This window comes from Roseovarius sp., assembly GCF_048262375.1.
Taxonomy (GTDB): domain Bacteria; phylum Pseudomonadota; class Alphaproteobacteria; order Rhodobacterales; family Rhodobacteraceae; genus Roseovarius.
Map to the genome: position 1 here is coordinate 21,682 of NZ_JBLXFE010000005.1, position 17,146 is coordinate 38,827.

Sequence of the window (17,146 nt, forward strand, 5' to 3'; positions counted from 1 at the left end):
TCACGCAAGATATAGTTTTACGACGTAATTTCCATGACTTACACAGAAAATTTAAGGTAAAAGTGCAGGCTTCTGTTGCCAGGTGCCTGCGAACCCCGCCTTACGCGGCTAAGCGCAAGGGCTTAAGTTTCGGTTTGGTTACTGCTTACGCAGCAACGGCCACCGGAGCACGGTTGTCATTTGCAACTGTACGTTTCGGACCGATAACGGTGGTACCTCACCGGGACAAAGCATAACCCCTTTAGACGTTCGTCGATCCTGTTTCGACCCCATGATCCCCAAATGAAGGATATTTGGTGGAGTCGCCGGGTACCGCCCCCGGGTCCGATCCGCTTATTACGAGCGCGTTTATGTCCATAGTCCGCTTGCGCGGACATCCCATACATAGGCGCTCTGATCCTGCTTGCAAAGGGGTGTCGGATCACCGCGGCAAAAGTTTTAGCCAGATGCCGTCGCGCCCGCGCACCGTCAGATGCGCAACGGGCATCGGCGGGCGTGCGGCCACGGGGCTGACCCGATAGGCCTGCACCAGCATCGCCAAAAGAAGCGGCCCTTCGATCATCGCGAAGCCCGCCCCGGTGCAAACGCGCTGACCGGCAGAAAACGGGATGAACGCCTCGCGCAGACAGGTCTTGCCATTCTCGGTGCCATAGCGGGCCGGGTCAAACCCATCGGGATTGTCCCAGAGCCGCTCATGCCGATGCAAATGCCACGGGCTGATCACAACCTGTGCGCCGGGGGTGATATCGCGATCCCGAAACCGCTCGGGACAGGTGGTCTCGCGCACCATCATCGGCACCGGCGGATAGAGGCGCAGCGTCTCGCGGAATACGTCACGGGTGATGCGCAGCCGCGACATGTCGGTGAAATCCGGCGCGTGGCTGCCAAAGACCGCCTCCGCTTCTGCCGCAACCTTGTCCTGCCAATCCGGGTAAAGCGCCAGAAGATACAGCGCCCAAGCCAAGGCCGAAGCGCTGGTTTCATGGCCCGCGAGAAAGAAAATCGCCACCTGATCGACCATTTCCTGCGTTCCAAACCGCTCTCCGGTTTCTGGATCGGCGGTGGTCATGATCTTGGTCGCCAAATCATCGGGTGCGGTGCCGGCTTCAATCTCGGCACGCCGACGGGTTGTCAATTCGGTGATGAGCGCCCGGATAGCGCTGGCGGTGGCCCGCGTCTGGCGACGGTGAAACCGGGGAACCCATTGCGGCAAAGGGATAAAAGCCGCGAGATTGAGCACCGGCTGTGTGCGCTGATGCGCCTTGAACTGCTCGAACACCTCCGCCGCTGTCGCGTTCTCGATAGGCAGGGAGAACAACGTGCGAAAGATCACATCGGCGGCGACATGGCTGGTGTGAAACTCGATCTCAATGGGCTCGTCATTGGCCAGAGCCGCAAGGCGCGCCACCGATCCCTGCCCGGCCTTGACCATCGCCGCAAAGGCATCGCGCAGCCGGCCCCCTTCAAAGGCCGGGTCGATGATGCGGCGCTGCCGTTTCCACGTCTCGCCATTGGTGACAAACACCGATTGCCCCAGCAAAGGGCGCAAGCCCTCAGAAACACGGGTGGATTTCGGAAAATCATCGGCGCGCGCGCGCAGCACCAGATCGATCAGCGCGGTATCGTTGCAGAGGTAGGATCGAAAGAACGGCGTACGAAATTCCGCCATCCAGGCCCGATAGAGCCGCGCAGGCTGCGCCGAAAGAATATCCGCCCGAAACAGTCGCAAATAACGCCAGAGTGATACACGATCAGACCGCGCGGGGGGTTTGGGCGGGATCATGGTGCAACGCTCGTGTAGCGCGACGTTGGTCGCTCGATCCGGCTTTTCGAGGCAGAGCGACCACGGAACCGCTCTGCCAGTGTCAGAGGTCCAGCTGTGATGCGGAAATAGTCGTAATCACCAGGTCGGTCAAACGCACAGAGGTATTGAAAATGCAGGCGAAAAAAGCGCCACCGCAAGGCGCGCCAGCGTTCCGGGCTCAGCGTCTGGGTAAAGGCCGCAGAAATCACCAGCGGCCACCGCTTTGCCGTCGGGGCGACGCCGGTGACACTGACCGGATCGCAGAGCGCAAATGCGCAGCCATCGCCGGGAGCGGTCACATCGACCCAAGTCAGCTCGTCCCGCGCACTGAGATAGGCCAGATCAGCGCGCAGCCGGTGCGCGCCCGGCAGAAACGACACCATCGGAACCACCTGCCCCAGACTGAGGAACGAGAGCGCAGGACCGTCCCCCGCCACATGCCCCCCCCGGATCAGATCCGCCAGAATTGACACGCCCAGATGTGCGCCCGAAGAGTGGCCAACGATCAGAACCTCATCGCTATCTCCTTGTAATACCTTTGCAATCTCAGCCGTAAATTCTGCCATCCGCGCCTCCAACTCTGGCGGGTTGGCCCCTAGATGCCCGGCGGAATAGGCGTAATCATGCATCAGGTAATAGGCAAAGAACCGGCCATCCTGACGCCGGAACCATTCAAGGATGACGGGCACGACGATCAGCCCTCCCCACGCCGCGACCGGATGCCAGAGGGCAAAGATCTGCCCAAGCCCCCAAGCCGCCAAAAGCGCGAGCCCAAGCTGCGCCAAGAGAAAGCCCACCGGATAAAGCGCTGCAATCACAGGACCTTTTCGCAATCGCATCAGGCGAAACAGCGCGCCGGTGCCGATGTAGATTGCCGCCGTGCGAACCAAAGTGGCATAGGTGGCGATGATACCTTGATTCATGCTGTTCTTGACGATGTCGGACCACACCAGCACCTCAAAGGCGCTGCGCACCTCAGCACCGTCGATCCGCGCCGCGACACCCCAGCCGAACCGCGCCTGAGCTTTGGCAGGCAAGACCTTGATTTCATAGCCGGAAACACTTGCCTGCGCTACGCTTTCCTTGCGATAGAGCTCGCGGTAGCGGCGCGGCGGGATGGGATCATAGCCCGGAATATAGAACACGCGCCTGCGGCGCACGGGGGCATTGCTGCTCATGTCCAACCTCTTGTTGGACAGAGCCTAGCGTGGAAATCTGGCAAGCGTAAGGAGTTATCCTAAGATTGCGAGCGCCGGAAAGGTTTCCAAGAGCCAGAAAGAAAATGCCGAGAACCCGCCGGTCAGCATCAAAAGACCGATGGTCCACAACAGGAGCCCCATCACCCGCTCGATCTGTTCCATATGGCGCTTCATCCAGCCCATAAGCCCTTGAAGACGCGGCAGGAATGCGGCGACCAGCAAGAACGGCACCCCCAAGCCGATGGCGTAGATCGCCAGCAGTATGGTGCCGCGCGCGACCGATCCTTCGGAGGCGGCCAGAGACAGGATCGCACCCAGTTGTGGGCCGATGCAGGGGGTCCAGCCAAAGGCGAAGGCCAAACCGAGCACATAAGCCCCAAAAGACGATCCGCCACGGTCGCCCGCGTCGATCCGTGCCTCGCGGTCGAGGAACTTGATCCGGTAAACGCCCACGAAATGCGCCCCGAATGCCATCACAAGAACGCCAGCTATCGTATTGAAATAGCTTTGGTATTGCAGGAACACGGTGCCAATCGCAGAGGCTGTGAAGCCCAAGAAAATAAACACCGTCGAGAGACCCAGCACAAAAAACAGCGCCGGGACGACCGCGCGGGCGCGGCTGCTGCCACTGTCAGAGAGGTCACTGAGGCTCACACCGCTCATATAGGCAAGGTAGGGCGGCACGATGGGCAGCACGCAAGGGCTTAAAAATGAAATGATTCCAGCGGCTAAGGCCACAAACATGGCGGGCAAAAGGGCCGCGTCTATGATTTCGATTCCAAACATGCGTCAGACATAACCCGCCCGGTGACCAACGTCACCCAGCAAAGAGTCACATCCTTGTGGACAGGCTGTAACACGCCCGCTATCTCAGAGCGCATGAAACCTGATGACACCCTTGATGCCTGCGGCCTTCTGTGCCCGTTGCCCGTTCTCAAGCTGCGCAAGCGCTTGAAATCAATGAATATTGGTGCGGTGATCGCGATGCAGGCCGATGACCCGGCCGCGGTGATCGACGTCCCGCATTTCTGCGCAGAATCAGGCAATGAATTGATTTCGGCAACCGATGCAGATGGTGTGCAAACCTACCTGATCCGCAAGACGGCCTGATCCCCGCCCCCGGCATGCAAACGCCGCGCTCAGTATTGAGGCGCGGCGTGTACAAAGTGTACGCTGCGTACGCGGTTTGCGTACGCAGGCGTTGGCTTAACCCAGAGACCACCAGCCGCGCCGTTTCGGCTTGGGCTCTTCCTGCGGTTTCGGGGTTTCAGCGACCGGTGCAGGTGTGGGTTCTGGGGCTGCTTCTGGCGAGGGTTCCGGGGTTGGCTCCGCAACAGGTGCCTCTGCCTCGACAACCGGCGCGGGCTCTGGCGTGACCTCAGCGGCGACTGGCGTGGCCTCGACCGGGGTCGGTTCTGGTGCGGCGTCGAGTGTCGCGGGTGCTGCCTCGGCGTCGGGTGCGGTCACAGCCGCCTCTGGCTCTTTCTTCTTGCGCGGAGTCGCGGCACGTTTTGGCCTCGGTTTGGGCTCTGCCTTGGCCTTGGGTGCTGCCGTCTCTGCTTCTGCCTCTGCCGATGCTTCAGGCGTCGCCGTCTCCGGCTCTTTCTTTTTGCGCGGCGCGCGGGTGCGCTTGGGCTTTGGCTTGTCCTCGGTTGTGGTTTCGACCGCCTCAGGCGTTGCCGCCTCATCCTCGGTTACCACGGCTTCGGCGGCGCTCACGGACTCGGGCGTTGCCTTGGGGGCTTCGCTGTCAGCCGCTTCTGCGCTTTCGCCCTCGTTGTCGCCTTCCTCGGGTCCTTCCCCGCCATTGCTGCCCGATTTGGGCTTGCGGCGGCGGCTGCGACGGCGACGGCTCTTCTTGGGCTTGTCGGCCCCATCTCCAGCGGATTCAGTGGCGGCTTTGCCGTCATTGTTCTGATCGCTGTCTGCCTCGACGTCCACGTCGATTTCATCCTCGACCTCGTCGTCGATGTCATCCATCAGCGCCGATGTGCCCGACACGAATTGCGCCATCGGCACCTCGGGCACGTTACGGGTGGCGGTCTTGAACTTCTCCATCGTGAAATCGGGGCTGACCAGACGCGGATCACCCTCGATGCGCACCGACAGACCATAGCGGCCCTCGATCTGGCCCACATGGTCGCGCTTTTGGTTCATCAGATAATTGGCGATCTCCACCGGGCATTTCACCAGCACTTCACGCGAGCGGCGGCGCACGCCCTCTTCCTCGATCTGACGCAGGATCGACAAGGCAAGACTATCGTCCGAGCGGATCAGACCCGTGCCATGGCAGGTCGGACATGGCTGTGTTGTCGCTTCGATCATGCCGGGGCGCAGACGCTGGCGTGACATCTCTAACAGGCCAAAGCCCGAAATGCGGCCCACCTGAATACGGGCGCGGTCGGTCTTGAGCTTGTCCTTGAGCCGCTTTTCAACAGACACGTTATTGCGGCGCTCGTCCATGTCGATAAAGTCGATGACGATCAGACCGGCCAGATCGCGCAGACGCAATTGCCGGGCCACTTCTTCGGCGGCCTCAAGATTGGTCTTGAGCGCGGTTTCCTCGATCGAGCCTTCCTTGGTGGCGCGACCGGAGTTGACGTCGATGGCGACAAGCGCCTCGGTCACGCCGATCACGATATAGCCGCCGGATTTGAGCTGAACCGTGGGGTTGAACATGCCCGACAGATAGCTCTCGACCTGAAAACGGGCAAAGAGCGGCTGTTGATCAACGTAGTGTTTTACGTTCTTGGCATGGGACGGCATGATCATTTTCATGAAGTCCTTGGCGATGCGGTAGCCGCGTTCGCCTTCGACCAGAACCTCGTCAATCTCGCGATTATAGAGATCGCGGATCGAGCGTTTGATCAGATCGCCCTCTTCGTAGATCTTGGCGGGCGCAATGGATTTCAGCGTGAGCTCGCGGATCTGTTCCCAGAGGCGTTGCAGATATTCGTAATCGCGCTTGATTTCGGCCTTGGTGCGTTTCGCCCCGGCGGTGCGCACAATCAGACCCGCGCCGCGCGGCACGTCGATCTCGGTGGCGATTTCCTTGAGTTTCTTGCGGTCCACGGCATTGGTGATCTTGCGGCTGATGCCGCCGCCACGCGCGGTGTTGGGCATAAGCACACAGTAGCGGCCCGCGAGGCTGAGATAGGTGGTCAGCGCCGCGCCTTTGTTGCCGCGCTCTTCCTTGACGACCTGCACCAGCATGATCTGGCGGACCTTGACGACTTCTTGGATCTTGTAGCGGCGGGCGCGGGGTTTGCGAACCGGGCGAATATCCTCGCTGTCGTCTTCATCGGCGACGGATTCGATCTCGTCATCCTGTGAAGCATGGTCGCGGGTGTCGGTTTCGGCCTCGTCGTCCCCGACTTCGTTGCCTGCGTCTGTGGCCTCGTTGCCTGCGTCAGTGGCGGCGCGCTCTTCGGGCTCTTCCACCGGGGTTTCGGCAACCCGTTCCATGGGCGACGTGCCTTCGGGCACGACAGCGTTGTTGGCTGTGGCGGCCTCTTCTTCGAGATCGATGGTTTCCATCCCCGAGATTTCAGAGGTGGTTACGGCATCGTCAGACTGGGTCTTTTCCGAGCGGTTGCGCGAGCGTGAGCGCGACCGCGAGCGGCCATTGCGGCCCTCATTGCGGTTGTCCCCACCACCGTTGCCGCCATTGCTGCGGCGCGGGCGGTCCTCGTCCTCGTCGCTCTGGGCATTGGCAAGGGCTTCTTCCTCGGCCATCAACGCTTCGCGGTCAGCGACCGGGATCTGGTAGTAATCGGGATGGATTTCCGAAAAGGCCAGAAAGCCGTGGCGATTGCCGCCGTAATCGACAAAGGCAGCCTGAAGCGAGGGTTCAACCCGCGTCACTTTGGCCAGATAAATATTGCCAGCTAGCTGGCGCTTGTTTTCAGACTCAAAATCGAATTCCTCGACCTTGTTTCCGTCGACCACCACAACCCGAGTTTCCTCGGCGTGGGTGGCATCAATGAGCATTTTCGTAGCCATGTTTTCCGTTTGCATCGCGGCGCGGCCGCCTGCCCCGGTGGGGCGGCGCGTTGCGGCAGATGTCTGATAAGGGCGATTGCGGACACGCGAAGGCTGGTGCCGCTTGCGGCCCCTGCCCTGACGTTGATATGCCTCGCGCGCTGCATCGCGGTTCTTCTTCTCCGGCCCCGGCTGGGGCCAATTCAGGGCCTGTCCACCGGTTTCAAGGGGTCAGGCTTGTATGTGGTCCCTGTAACGGGACCCAATCGGTCTGCTCAATCATGTCGGAGTGATCCTGACGGAGGACTGAAACAGCGAATCTCACTTGGCGCAGGGTGCATTGTCCCTTTTACCATACTGTCACAGTAAAGCGTCACAGGCGGCAATGACAATGGACAAAATGAAAATGCCCTGCCGCCTGCCTCAAAGATAATCAGAGCGTTGCAGGCTATATTTCGCCATTTTCTCATTCAGGGTGCGCCGTGGCAGGCATAATTCGTCCATTACGGCGGCAATCGAGCCCTTGTGGCGGCGCATGGTGTTGTCGATCAGCATGCGCTCGAACGCCTCGACATATTCCTTGAGCGGCTTGCCTTCGGTCGTCATCACCGGCTGCATATCCTGATGGTCGGACATAAGCAGCGAGGTGATGGTGCCGGACCCGCGCCGTGCCTGAAGCACCGCACGCTCGGCAACGTTAAAGAGCTGACGGACATTGCCGGGCCAAGGTGCCTGCAAGAGCTGCGTTGCCTCTTGCGCGCTGACCTGCGGGGCCTCACAGCCATAATCATCGGCGAATTGTTCGGAAAAGCGGGTAAACAGCGTCAGAATATCCTCGCCGCGTTGCCGCAACGGCGGCACGGTGATGCGCAGGCTGGCGAGGCGGTAAAACAGATCAGGGCGCAGCGCGTCTTCGCAGGTGTGGCCCTCGTCCTGCATGTTCGAGATGGCGACGACGCGGGTCTCGGGCGGCGTGCCTTCGGCGTTGATATGGGTCAACAGCTTGGCCTGCGCGGCCTCGCTCAAGGCCTCGACATCTTCGAGCACGAGGGTTCCGCCGCGCGCCTCTTCAAAGGCGGGCAATTGGGTGTCTTCGGGTTGCATCGGGCCAAAGAGGCGCTTGACCAGCCCGTCGTCGTCAAACGCGGCACAGGATACGGTGACAAATTTGCGGCCAGCGCGTGCGCCCACGGCGTGCAACGCATGCGCCACCAGCGTCTTGCCGGTGCCGGTCTCGCCTTCGATCAGCACATGACCATCGGCCTGCCCCAGATCGAGAATATCCTCGCGCAGCCGGTCCATGGTATTGCTGGTGCCGATAAGTTTCTTCATCAGCTGGCCACCGTCTGACAAATCCTTGCGCAGCGCGCGGGCATCGAGCGTCATACGCCGGGCATTGGTGGCCTTTTTCGCCAGTTCCGCCATACGGTCCGGATTGAATGGCTTTTCCAGAAAATCGAACGCGCCGATGCGCATGGCCTCGACCGCCATCGGCACATCACCGTGACCGGTGATCATGATCACCGGCAAAGAGCTGTCAGTGCCCATCAGTTTCTTGAGGAACTGCATCCCGTCCATACCGGGCATGCGCACGTCGGTGACCACGATGCCGGGATAATCCGAGCCCAGCGATTTCAGCGCCTCTTCTGCCGAGGGAAACGCCTCGGTGTCATAGCCCGAGAGGGCCAGCCATTGGCTGATCGACTGGCGCATGTCCTTTTCATCATCAACGATGGCGATTTTCATAGCTGCTGGCATTTCACATCACTCCGCTGCTCGGGTCTCATCGGCCAATATGGGGAGTTGCATTTCAAATACAGCCCCCCCGCCCGGCGCATTGCGCGCCACAAGACGTCCGCCAAGGTCGTTGACGATCCCCGAGGAAATGGCAAGCCCCAGCCCGACCCCGTCACCGGGCTGTTTGGTCGTATAGAAGGGCTCGAACAGGTTCTTGAAATCGCCGATCCCCTCCCCATTGTCGCGCACCGTCAGCACCGCCGTTTCCCCCGCCGCGAGCAGAATGTCGATGGTGGCATTGGGCACCGTGTTGGTGGCGTCAATGGCGTTGCGCAAAAGGTTGATGATGACCTGTTCGACACGCACCCGATCGCCCATGATCATCACCGGCTCATTGGGTAGGGTGCGGGTGATGGTGATCTTGCGCTGGCGCAATTGCGGCTCCATCATCGAGAGCGCCGAGGCCACCGCATCGGCCATGTTTACAGGGGAAAACACATCCCCCGACTGGCGCGCATAGGATTTGAGCTGCTTGGTGATCGCCCCCATCCGCTCGATCAGATCGTCGATCCGCTGAAAGGCCGAGAGCGCCTCGTCGGGGCGGTTGCGGGACAGCAGGAGCCGGGCCCCGGCAAGATAGGTTTTCATCGCCGCAAGCGGCTGGTTCAACTCGTGGCTGACCGCCGCCGACATCTCGCCCAACACTGCCAGTTTCGAGCTTTGCTGAATGGTCTGTTCGGCCTGCGCGAGGTTCTCTTGGGCGCGCCTGCGCTCGGCGATTTCCCGCTGGAGGCGGGCATTCAATGCGCGAAGCTCTGCCGACTCCCGCTGAAACAGCGCCATTCTGACCGCCGCCTTGCGGTTGAGAAAGTAAAACGCAAGCGCCAAAAGAATCGCGAATCCCATGATTTCGAGCGCGAGATAGCCATTCACCTTGTCGCGCACCGCCGCGTAGGTGGTGAAACTGGCGATCCGCCAACCGCGAAAGGCAACGCGCCCCTCGACGCGCATCACGGCCTCGCCACGCACATAGGCGTCTGGCGGCAATGCGGTCCAATCTGAGGTGGCCTGAATGGCGCGCTGGATGGCGCTGTTGACCGGTTCGCGGCGCAGTGCGTCGGCCTCTGTCAGCCCGCGCCAGCGTGGCTCGGTCGCAAGGATAATCTGACCTTCGGTGTCGGTGACCATGACCGCATCGGAAATTCCGGCCCAGGCGCGTTCGTATTTGCGCAGATCAACCTCGACCACGATCACGCCCAAGACACCGCTCGCGGTTTCGATCCGGCGCGAGTAGTAAAAGTTGAATTGCCCGGTTTCCTGCCGCAAAACATGGAAAATCGTATCGCGAGACCGGATCGCATCCACGAAATACGCCGCCGTCCGGTGGCTTTCTCCCAGACGCACGCGCTCGGTCGCCGCCACCGCCCGACCGTCCTTGTCCAAGAGCGTCAGTCCGGCCGCGCCGATCTCTTCGAGAAAGGAAATCAGGCGTTGGGTGGATTGCGCATAGTCCTGCGTATTGAGCGCCGCGATCAATGCGGGATCACGCGCCAGAAGCTGTGGCACGATCGCGTTTTGCCGGAGTTCCGACAGAAGGTTGCCGGAATAAAGCACGAGCCGCAATTCAGCCCGGTTGCGCGTGTTCTCGGTAAAGCGGTCAGTCAGCAACCGGTTGGTGGTCAGCACCATCGCCACCGCAATCACGATCAGCAGGAGCAAAACCAGCCGCGCGCGCCAGGATATGGTGCGCATCCGGTGCCGTGCGACGGGTTGAACGGTCATGCTCATGAGTTCAGAGTATGCCGCAAGACGCGGCACCTCAAGCTGTCACACATTCAGGCGTGGGCCAGTTGACCCATCAGGCCCGCAAAGAGCGCGGCCCCGTCCGTGCCCCCTTGCAGCGGCTCGGCCATCCGCTCGGGATGCGGCATCATCCCCAGAACGCGGCGGTTCCCGGACAATATCCCGGCAATATCGCGGGCCGAGCCATTGGGATTGTCGGTATAGGTGAAGGCCACGCGATCCTCAGCCTCAAGCCGGTCAAGCGTGGCGTCATCGGCATAATAATTGCCATCGTGATGGGCAATTGGCACGGTGATCGTGCTGCCCGCCGTGTAGTCATGGGTAAAGGCGCTGTTGGTGGTGGCCACCCGCAGGCCCACGGGCTTGCACACATATTTCAGCCCTGCATTGCGCAAGAGCGCCCCCGGCAGGATGCCGGTTTCGGTCAGGATCTGAAAGCCGTTGCAGATGCCCAGAACATATCCGCCCTTGTCGGCATGTGCGATCACCGACCGGCAGATCGGTGAATTGGCGGCAATGGCCCCGCAACGCAGGTAATCGCCATAGGAAAACCCGCCCGGCACACCGACCACATCGACGCCTTGCGGCAGGTCGGTATCCTTGTGCCAAACCATCGAAACGCGCGCGCCCGCACGCTCGAACGCCACGGCCAGGTCACGGTCACAGTTCGATCCCGGAAAGACGATCACCGCAGCATGCATCAGGCGATCTCCACCGAGTAGCTCTCGATCACGGTGTTCGCGAGCAGCTTTTCACACATCTCGGTGACGGTCGATTTGGCCTTGACCGCGTCGGTTTCCGCAAGATCGAGTTCGATCACCTTGCCCTGCCGGACGCCTTCGACCCCGTCAAAGCCCATGGAGCCCAGAGCGTGGCGCACCGCCTCGCCCTGCGGGTCAAGAACGCCGGATTTCAGCATGACATGCACGCGCGCTTTCATGTGGGTAACCTCTTTAGTTGATCAGTTTCGGACGCGCCATGGGGGTGCTGCCCTTGGGCATGACACCCAGACGGGTGGCCACCTCGGTATAAGCGTCGGTAAGACTGCCCAGATCGCGGCGGAACACGTCCTTGTCCAGCTTCTTGCCGGTCTCGATGTCCCACAGCCGGCAGCTGTCGGGGCTGATTTCGTCGGCCACGATCAGGCGCTGGAAATCGCCATCATAGACGCGACCGATTTCGATCTTGAAGTCAATCAGCTTGATGCCGACGCCATACATCACGCCCGCGAGGAAATCATTGACCCGCAACGCGAGGCTGAGGATATCGTCCATGTCCTGTTGGCTGGCCCAGCCAAAGGCCGCGATATGTTCCTCTGTCACCAGCGGATCGCCCAGTTTGTCATCCTTGAGGCAATATTCGACAATCGGGCGCGGCAGTTGCGTGCCCTCTTCGATGCCCAGACGCTTGGCCATGGTGCCCGCGGCATAGTTGCGCACGATCACTTCCAGCGGGATGATCTCGACTGCGCGCACCAGTTGTTCGCGCATATTGAGGCGCTTGATGAAATGCGTCGGCACGCCGATGGTGTTGAGACCAAGCATGAAATATTCCGAGAGCATGTTGTTGAGCACGCCCTTGCCTTCGATCACAGCCTTCTTTTCAGCGTTAAAGGCGGTGGCGTCATCCTTGAAATACTGGATGATCGTTCCCGGTTCGGGACCCTCATAGAGGGTTTTGGCCTTGCCTTCGTAAATTTTCTTGCGCCGCGCCATGGGAACTCCGTCGCTGAGGGTGGGGGGCGTGAGTCCCCCCATGCCGATGCGCTCTCATAGTGCATGGGCCATCACGTCGCAAGATGGCGTTGGCCCCTTGCCCTTTTGCCCGCCAGATTGCATATCGGGTGCAACGGCAACGCATGCAAGGGGACCGGCCCAATGACCACCTTTGACGATCGCGAAAGCGCATTCGAAAACAAATTCGCCCATGACGAGGAAATGGCGTTTCGCGCCGTGGCGCGGCGCAACAAGCTGCTCGGTCTCTGGGCTGCAGAGCTGATGGGCAAGACCGGCGAGGACGCCGACGCCTATGCCCGTGAGGTGGTGAAGGCCGATTTTGAAGAAGCCGGCCACGAGGATGTGGTGCGCAAGGTCGCCGCCGATCTGGGCGATATCGCCGACGCAGAGACCATCCGCTCCAAGATGGACGAGCTGCTGAAGGTCGCCAAAGGCCAGTTGGCCAACGAAGTCTGAGCGCTGTGATCTGACGACAAACGGGCGTGCCAAAGCGTGGCGCGCCCTTTTTCGTGGCGCTTCAATACATACGCGCCTCACCATTTACATGAAATTTATGCATTTGCGCGCACGCGCCGTTAATGGCACATCTGCGTGCTCAGTGATCACGGGATAGCCGATATGACAAACGCCCTCACCAAGATGCTCTCGACGCGCGACTGGATTCTCGCCGATGGGGCGACTGGCACCAATCTCTTCAACATGGGCCTGCAGTCGGGCGATGCGCCCGAGATGTGGAACGATCAGCATCCCGACCGGATCAAGCGGCTCTATACCGAGGCGGTGGATGCGGGCAGCGACCTGTTCCTCACCAATTCCTTTGGTGGCAATGCCGCGCGGCTGAAATTGCATGGCGCGCAGGGGCGCGCGCGCGAGCTGTCGCGCATCTCAGCCGAAATCGGCCGCGACGTGGCTGACCGCTACGACCGGCCGGTGATTGTCGCGGGCTCTGTGGGGCCAACGGGCGAGATCATGGCGCCAATGGGCGCGCTGACCCATGCGCTGGCGGTCGAGATTTTCCATGAACAGGCCGAGGGGCTCAAGGAAGGCGGGGCCGATGTGCTCTGGCTTGAAACCATCTCTGCCCCCGAAGAATACAAAGCCGCCGCCGAGGCGTTCAAGCTGGCCGATATGCCGTGGTGTGGCACCATGAGCTTTGACACCGCCGGGCGCACGATGATGGGCGTCACCTCATCCGATATGGCCACGATGGTGGACAAGCTGGGCAATCCGCCGCTGGCTTATGGTGCCAATTGCGGGGTGGGCGCATCCGATCTCTTGCGCACCATCCTTGGATTTGTCGCGCAAGGGTCGGACCGGCCAATCATCGCCAAGGGCAACGCAGGTATCCCGAAATACCACGACGGGCACATTCACTATGATGGCACGCCTGACTTGATGGCCGAATACGCGGTGCTGGCCCGCGACGCAGGCGCTACGATCATCGGCGGTTGCTGTGGTACCATGCCCGAGCACCTGTCCAAGATGCGTGCCGCATTGGAGAGCCGTCCGCGCGGGCCCCGCCCGACGCTGGATCAGATCACCGATGCATTGGGGGCATTTTCGTCTGGGGGTGATGGCACCGGCGACGATGCCGCCGCCCCGCGCCGGCCACGCCGCAGGCGGGCATGACAGGGCACGGATTCAGATTAACAGTTGTCGGTAAGTGATTGTAATATCAAAATAAAGACATCTGACTTCCGCGCGCCAGTGGCACCTCGAACAGATCGCAGCGCAACGCCGTTTGCGCCGCGTCCAGCCCCAATCGCCGCGCCGCCAGATCAAAGCGGCGCGCGATCATCCGGGCATAGACCCCCTCACCGCGCATCCGTTTGTGCCACTCGGCGCTATAGACGGCACCGCCGTGCATCTCGCGCAGCCGGTTCATCACCCGGTTTGCGCGCTCGGGGTAATGTGCCGCCAACCAGTCCTGAAACAGCGGCGCCACCTCACGCGGGAGGCGCAGCATGATCCAGCTTGCGGCCCCTGCCCCAGCCTCTTGTCCCGCCCTCAGAATCGCCTCGATCTCCGGGTCGGTCAGCCCCGGAATGACCGGCGAAACCATCAACCGCACCGGAATGCCCGCCTGCGCCAGCCGCCGGATGATCGCCAAACGGCGTGCAGGCGTTGGGGCACGCGGTTCAAGCCTGCGCGCCAGCGTCTCATCCAACGTGGTCACGGACACCCCAACCCGCACCAGCCCGCGCGCCGCCATATCGCCCAGAATATCCATATCGCGCTCAATCAGCGTGCCCTTGGTCACCACAGCCACCGGATGATTGAATCGGTGCAAAACCTCAAGGCAGGCGCGGGTGAGTCCAAACTGCCGTTCAATCGGCTGATAGGGATCGGTATTGGTGCCAATCGCCAGCGGCGCGACGCGGTAGCTGCGCGCGCGCAACTCCGCCTCCAGCCGCGCCGGGGCCTCTGATCGGGCGATCAGCCGGGTTTCGAAATCCAGCCCGGCTGAGAGCCCGAGGTAGGCATGACTGGGCCGCGCGAAACAATAGATGCACCCATGTTCACAGCCGCGATACGGATTGACCGAGCGGTCAAACGGCAGATCGGGAGAGCGGTTGTAGCTGATGATGCGGCGGGGCCGTTCCTCGGAGACCTGCGTGCGCAGCACCCGCTCTTCCTCCTCCGCGGGCCCCCAGCCATCTGCCTCATAGCGTACGGAAAACACCTCGAACCGGCCGGCGGCATTACTGGCCGCGCCGCGCGCCCGAGGACGCAGATCATGTGGCAGAGTCGGATCATGGGTCATGGCGCAAAATATGGAACATATCATGAACATATACAAGTGACGCAACGGCCTGATGCTCAAACGGGAAATTGATTTGCTCTGCATCTGATGGCCATGTTCACCTCGACCCTGTCGAAATTTCATGTCTGGGAGGGATCATGATTCGTAATATTCTTTTGGCCGGGGTGACAGCATTGCTGCCAACGCTCGGCTCTGCCGCCCCCATTGGGCCATTTTCCGATCTTGTTGTTTTTGGCGACAGTCTGAGCGATCCGGGCAATATTTTCGCCATCACTGGCGGCACGGTGCCCGATCCCACGCTCTATCCCAACGGTCAGTTCACCAATGGCAACACATGGGCCAGCCAACTGGGGGCGAATTTCGCCTCAGGGACCAATTTCGCCTTTGGCGGGGCGAGGGCCGTGGCGAACCCGGAGCCTTTGGGGGGAGACACGGATGACAACACCGATGCCATTCCCGATTTTGCAGCACAACGCGACCTGTTCGGCCTGACCGCCCCAAGCCTCGGGCCAAACCCCCTGGCGGCAGTGTGGTTCGGTGGCAACGACCTGCGCGCCGGTCTGGCCAATCCGGCCAGCCTTGGCGCGGTCATCTCGGCGGCGGTGACGGAGATCGTCACCGGGGTGGGTGATCTTTTCTCGCGCGGGTTGACCGACGTCCTCGTCTTTGGTCTGCCGAATCTGGGCCGCATCCCCGAGGTGACGTCGCTGGATGCATTTCTGGCCAGCATCGGGGCCGCACCAGCCGGAAGCGCCATCGCCGGCGCGACGGCGGCCACTCAGGGCTTCAATGCCGCACTCAGGTCCGGGCTCAGCACCCTGACGCCACTCGGCAACGTGCAGTTTCTTGATACGTTTGCCCTGTTCGAGGACATCCTTGCCGATGCGGATGCCCTGCGGTTCACCAATACCACCGATGCCTGCATCCTGACGCTGGTGCCTGCCACCGATTGCGCCACCGATCAGGGGTTTGTCTTTCACGACAGCATCCATCCCACCGACCGCGTCCACGCGCTGATCGCCAAAGAAGTCCGCGCCGCCGTTGTCCCGCTTCCGGCGGGGGGATTGTTGTTGCTGACGGCGCTCGGGGGGATTGTTCTTATGCGTCGTCGCGCCTGACTCTCGCGCCCCGGCGGTCGGCTCTTTGGGGTGCCCTGCCGGGGCGAAAGCCCGTTGTGTTGCGGAATTTCGAATATCTTCATGCCAATAATTCAGTCAAATCCCGCGCGAATCCCGGCTATAGGTCGGTTGCGGCGCGGGCAGCGTCGCAATTCGGAAAGTGGCCGCGCCGCAAATTGACGAAAGCTGCGCCAAGTTAACCCAGATGCGCGCGCGCAGAGAACTCAAGGATTTCCGCAATGTCCGACCAAGATGACGACATCATCCTCGCCGACCTCGACGACGACGAGCTTGTCCAGCAGATGTTCGACGACCTTTATGACGGTCTCAAGGAAGAGATCGAAGAAAGCGTCAACATCTTGCTCGAACGTGGCTGGGCGCCCTATCGCATCCTGACCGAGGCACTGGTCGGCGGCATGACCATCGTCGGCAAGGACTTCCGCGATGGCATCCTGTTCGTGCCCGAGGTGCTCTTGGCCGCCAATGCGATGAAGGGCGGAATGTTCATCCTCAAGCCGCTTCTGGCCGAAACCGGCGCGCCGCGCGTCGGCAAGATGGTGATCGGCACCGTCAAAGGCGACATTCACGACATCGGCAAGAACCTCGTCGGCATGATGATGGAAGGTGCCGGTTTTGAGGTGGTCGATCTGGGAATCAACAACGCGGTCGAAAAATATCTCGAGGCGCTGGACACTGAACAGCCCGACATTCTCGGCATGTCCGCCCTGCTGACCACCACCATGCCCTATATGAAGGTGGTGATCGACACGCTGGTGGAACAGGGCAAGCGCGATGATTACATCGTTCTGGTCGGCGGCGCGCCCCTGAACGAAGAATTCGGCAAGGCCATCGGTGCCGATGCCTATTGCCGCGACGCTGCCGTGGCGGTGGAAACCGCCAAGGATTTCATGGCGCGCAAGCACAACCGTCTGGCCGCGGGCTAAGCGTCCGACAGGCGTTGCAACGGCCCGCCCCGGTGCGGGCCGTTTGCATTTGAAAGGGGC

The 17,146-nt window shown here is 61.2% G+C and carries 15 protein-coding genes and 1 other RNA gene; 5 read left to right on the top strand and 11 right to left on the bottom strand.

The genetic code is table 11. The annotated features are described in order from the left end of the window. Positions 1-61: 61 nt before the first annotated feature. From ssrA to ACN0SW_RS07105, 4 genes are all read right to left on the bottom strand, one after another. Positions 62-414, bottom strand: a transfer-messenger RNA (tmRNA) gene (ssrA, locus tag ACN0SW_RS07090). 7 nt (positions 415-421) lie between these two features. Continuing rightward, on the bottom strand, positions 422-1,783 hold the full coding sequence (locus ACN0SW_RS07095; protein ID WP_417727221.1) for a cytochrome P450: 1,362 nt from the start codon (positions 1,781-1,783) through the stop codon (positions 422-424). Next, on the bottom strand, positions 1,780-2,982 hold the full coding sequence (locus ACN0SW_RS07100) for a hypothetical protein (protein ID WP_417727222.1): 1,203 nt from the start codon (positions 2,980-2,982) through the stop codon (positions 1,780-1,782). The genes ACN0SW_RS07095 and ACN0SW_RS07100 overlap by 4 nt, the downstream gene beginning before the upstream one ends. 54 nt (positions 2,983-3,036) lie before the next feature. Next, positions 3,037-3,789 carry a cytochrome c biogenesis CcdA family protein gene (locus ACN0SW_RS07105; protein ID WP_417727223.1) on the bottom strand — a complete coding sequence of 251 codons (753 nt, stop codon included), beginning with the start codon at positions 3,787-3,789 and terminating at the stop codon, positions 3,037-3,039. Positions 3,790-3,882: 93 nt separating this feature from the next. On the opposite strand from ACN0SW_RS07105, the gene ACN0SW_RS07110 reads away from it, so the two are divergent. Continuing rightward, positions 3,883-4,113 carry a sulfurtransferase TusA family protein gene (locus ACN0SW_RS07110; RefSeq protein ID WP_417727432.1) on the top strand — a complete coding sequence of 77 codons (231 nt, stop codon included), beginning with the start codon at positions 3,883-3,885 and terminating at the stop codon, positions 4,111-4,113. A 96-nt stretch (positions 4,114-4,209) separates the two neighbouring features. Here ACN0SW_RS07110 and ACN0SW_RS07115 read toward each other — a convergent pair whose 3' ends face one another. The 6 genes from ACN0SW_RS07115 to purC form a co-directional block, all read right to left on the bottom strand. Next, entirely contained in the window at positions 4,210-7,005 is a 2,796-nt protein-coding gene (locus tag ACN0SW_RS07115) for an Rne/Rng family ribonuclease (RefSeq protein ID WP_417727224.1), read from the bottom strand. Positions 7,006-7,407: 402 nt separating this feature from the next. Beyond that, the gene (locus ACN0SW_RS07120) at positions 7,408-8,742 is read right to left on the bottom strand and encodes a sigma-54-dependent transcriptional regulator (RefSeq protein WP_417727225.1); all 1,335 of its coding nucleotides are present in this window, start codon (positions 8,740-8,742) and stop codon (positions 7,408-7,410) included. A gap of 6 nt (positions 8,743-8,748) precedes the next feature. Then, positions 8,749-10,503: a sensor histidine kinase gene (locus ACN0SW_RS07125; protein WP_417727226.1), complete on the bottom strand. Its 1,755-nt coding sequence runs from the start codon at positions 10,501-10,503 to the stop codon at positions 8,749-8,751. Positions 10,504-10,556: 53 nt separating this feature from the next. Next, positions 10,557-11,225 carry a phosphoribosylformylglycinamidine synthase subunit PurQ gene (gene purQ / locus ACN0SW_RS07130; protein ID WP_417727227.1) on the bottom strand — a complete coding sequence of 223 codons (669 nt, stop codon included), beginning with the start codon at positions 11,223-11,225 and terminating at the stop codon, positions 10,557-10,559. Further along, positions 11,225-11,464 carry a phosphoribosylformylglycinamidine synthase subunit PurS gene (purS, locus tag ACN0SW_RS07135; protein ID WP_417727228.1) on the bottom strand — a complete coding sequence of 80 codons (240 nt, stop codon included), beginning with the start codon at positions 11,462-11,464 and terminating at the stop codon, positions 11,225-11,227. Before purS ends, purQ begins: the two co-directional genes overlap by 1 nt. A gap of 13 nt (positions 11,465-11,477) precedes the next feature. Further along, on the bottom strand, positions 11,478-12,239 hold the full coding sequence (purC, locus tag ACN0SW_RS07140; RefSeq protein ID WP_417727433.1) for a phosphoribosylaminoimidazolesuccinocarboxamide synthase: 762 nt from the start codon (positions 12,237-12,239) through the stop codon (positions 11,478-11,480). 162 nt (positions 12,240-12,401) lie between these two features. Here purC and ACN0SW_RS07145 point away from each other — a divergent pair, with 162 nt between their 5' ends. Then, on the top strand, positions 12,402-12,716 hold the full coding sequence (locus ACN0SW_RS07145) for a DUF1476 domain-containing protein (RefSeq protein ID WP_417727229.1): 315 nt from the start codon (positions 12,402-12,404) through the stop codon (positions 12,714-12,716). 162 nt (positions 12,717-12,878) lie between these two features. Further along, entirely contained in the window at positions 12,879-13,889 is a 1,011-nt protein-coding gene (gene bmt, locus ACN0SW_RS07150; RefSeq protein WP_417727230.1) for a betaine--homocysteine S-methyltransferase, read from the top strand. A 46-nt stretch (positions 13,890-13,935) separates the two neighbouring features. Here bmt and ACN0SW_RS07155 read toward each other — a convergent pair whose 3' ends face one another. Continuing rightward, complete coding sequence (locus ACN0SW_RS07155; protein WP_417727231.1) at positions 13,936-15,024, bottom strand: PA0069 family radical SAM protein; 1,089 nt, start codon at positions 15,022-15,024, stop codon at positions 13,936-13,938. Positions 15,025-15,161: 137 nt separating this feature from the next. Between ACN0SW_RS07155 and ACN0SW_RS07160 the strand changes: the two genes are divergently transcribed. Together ACN0SW_RS07160 and ACN0SW_RS07165 are read left to right on the top strand one after the other, a co-directional pair. Then, entirely contained in the window at positions 15,162-16,142 is a 981-nt protein-coding gene (locus ACN0SW_RS07160) for an SGNH/GDSL hydrolase family protein (RefSeq protein ID WP_417727232.1), read from the top strand. Positions 16,143-16,381: 239 nt separating this feature from the next. Then, on the top strand, positions 16,382-17,086 hold the full coding sequence (locus ACN0SW_RS07165) for a corrinoid protein (RefSeq protein WP_417727233.1): 705 nt from the start codon (positions 16,382-16,384) through the stop codon (positions 17,084-17,086). The last annotated feature ends 60 nt before the right edge of the window (positions 17,087-17,146 follow it).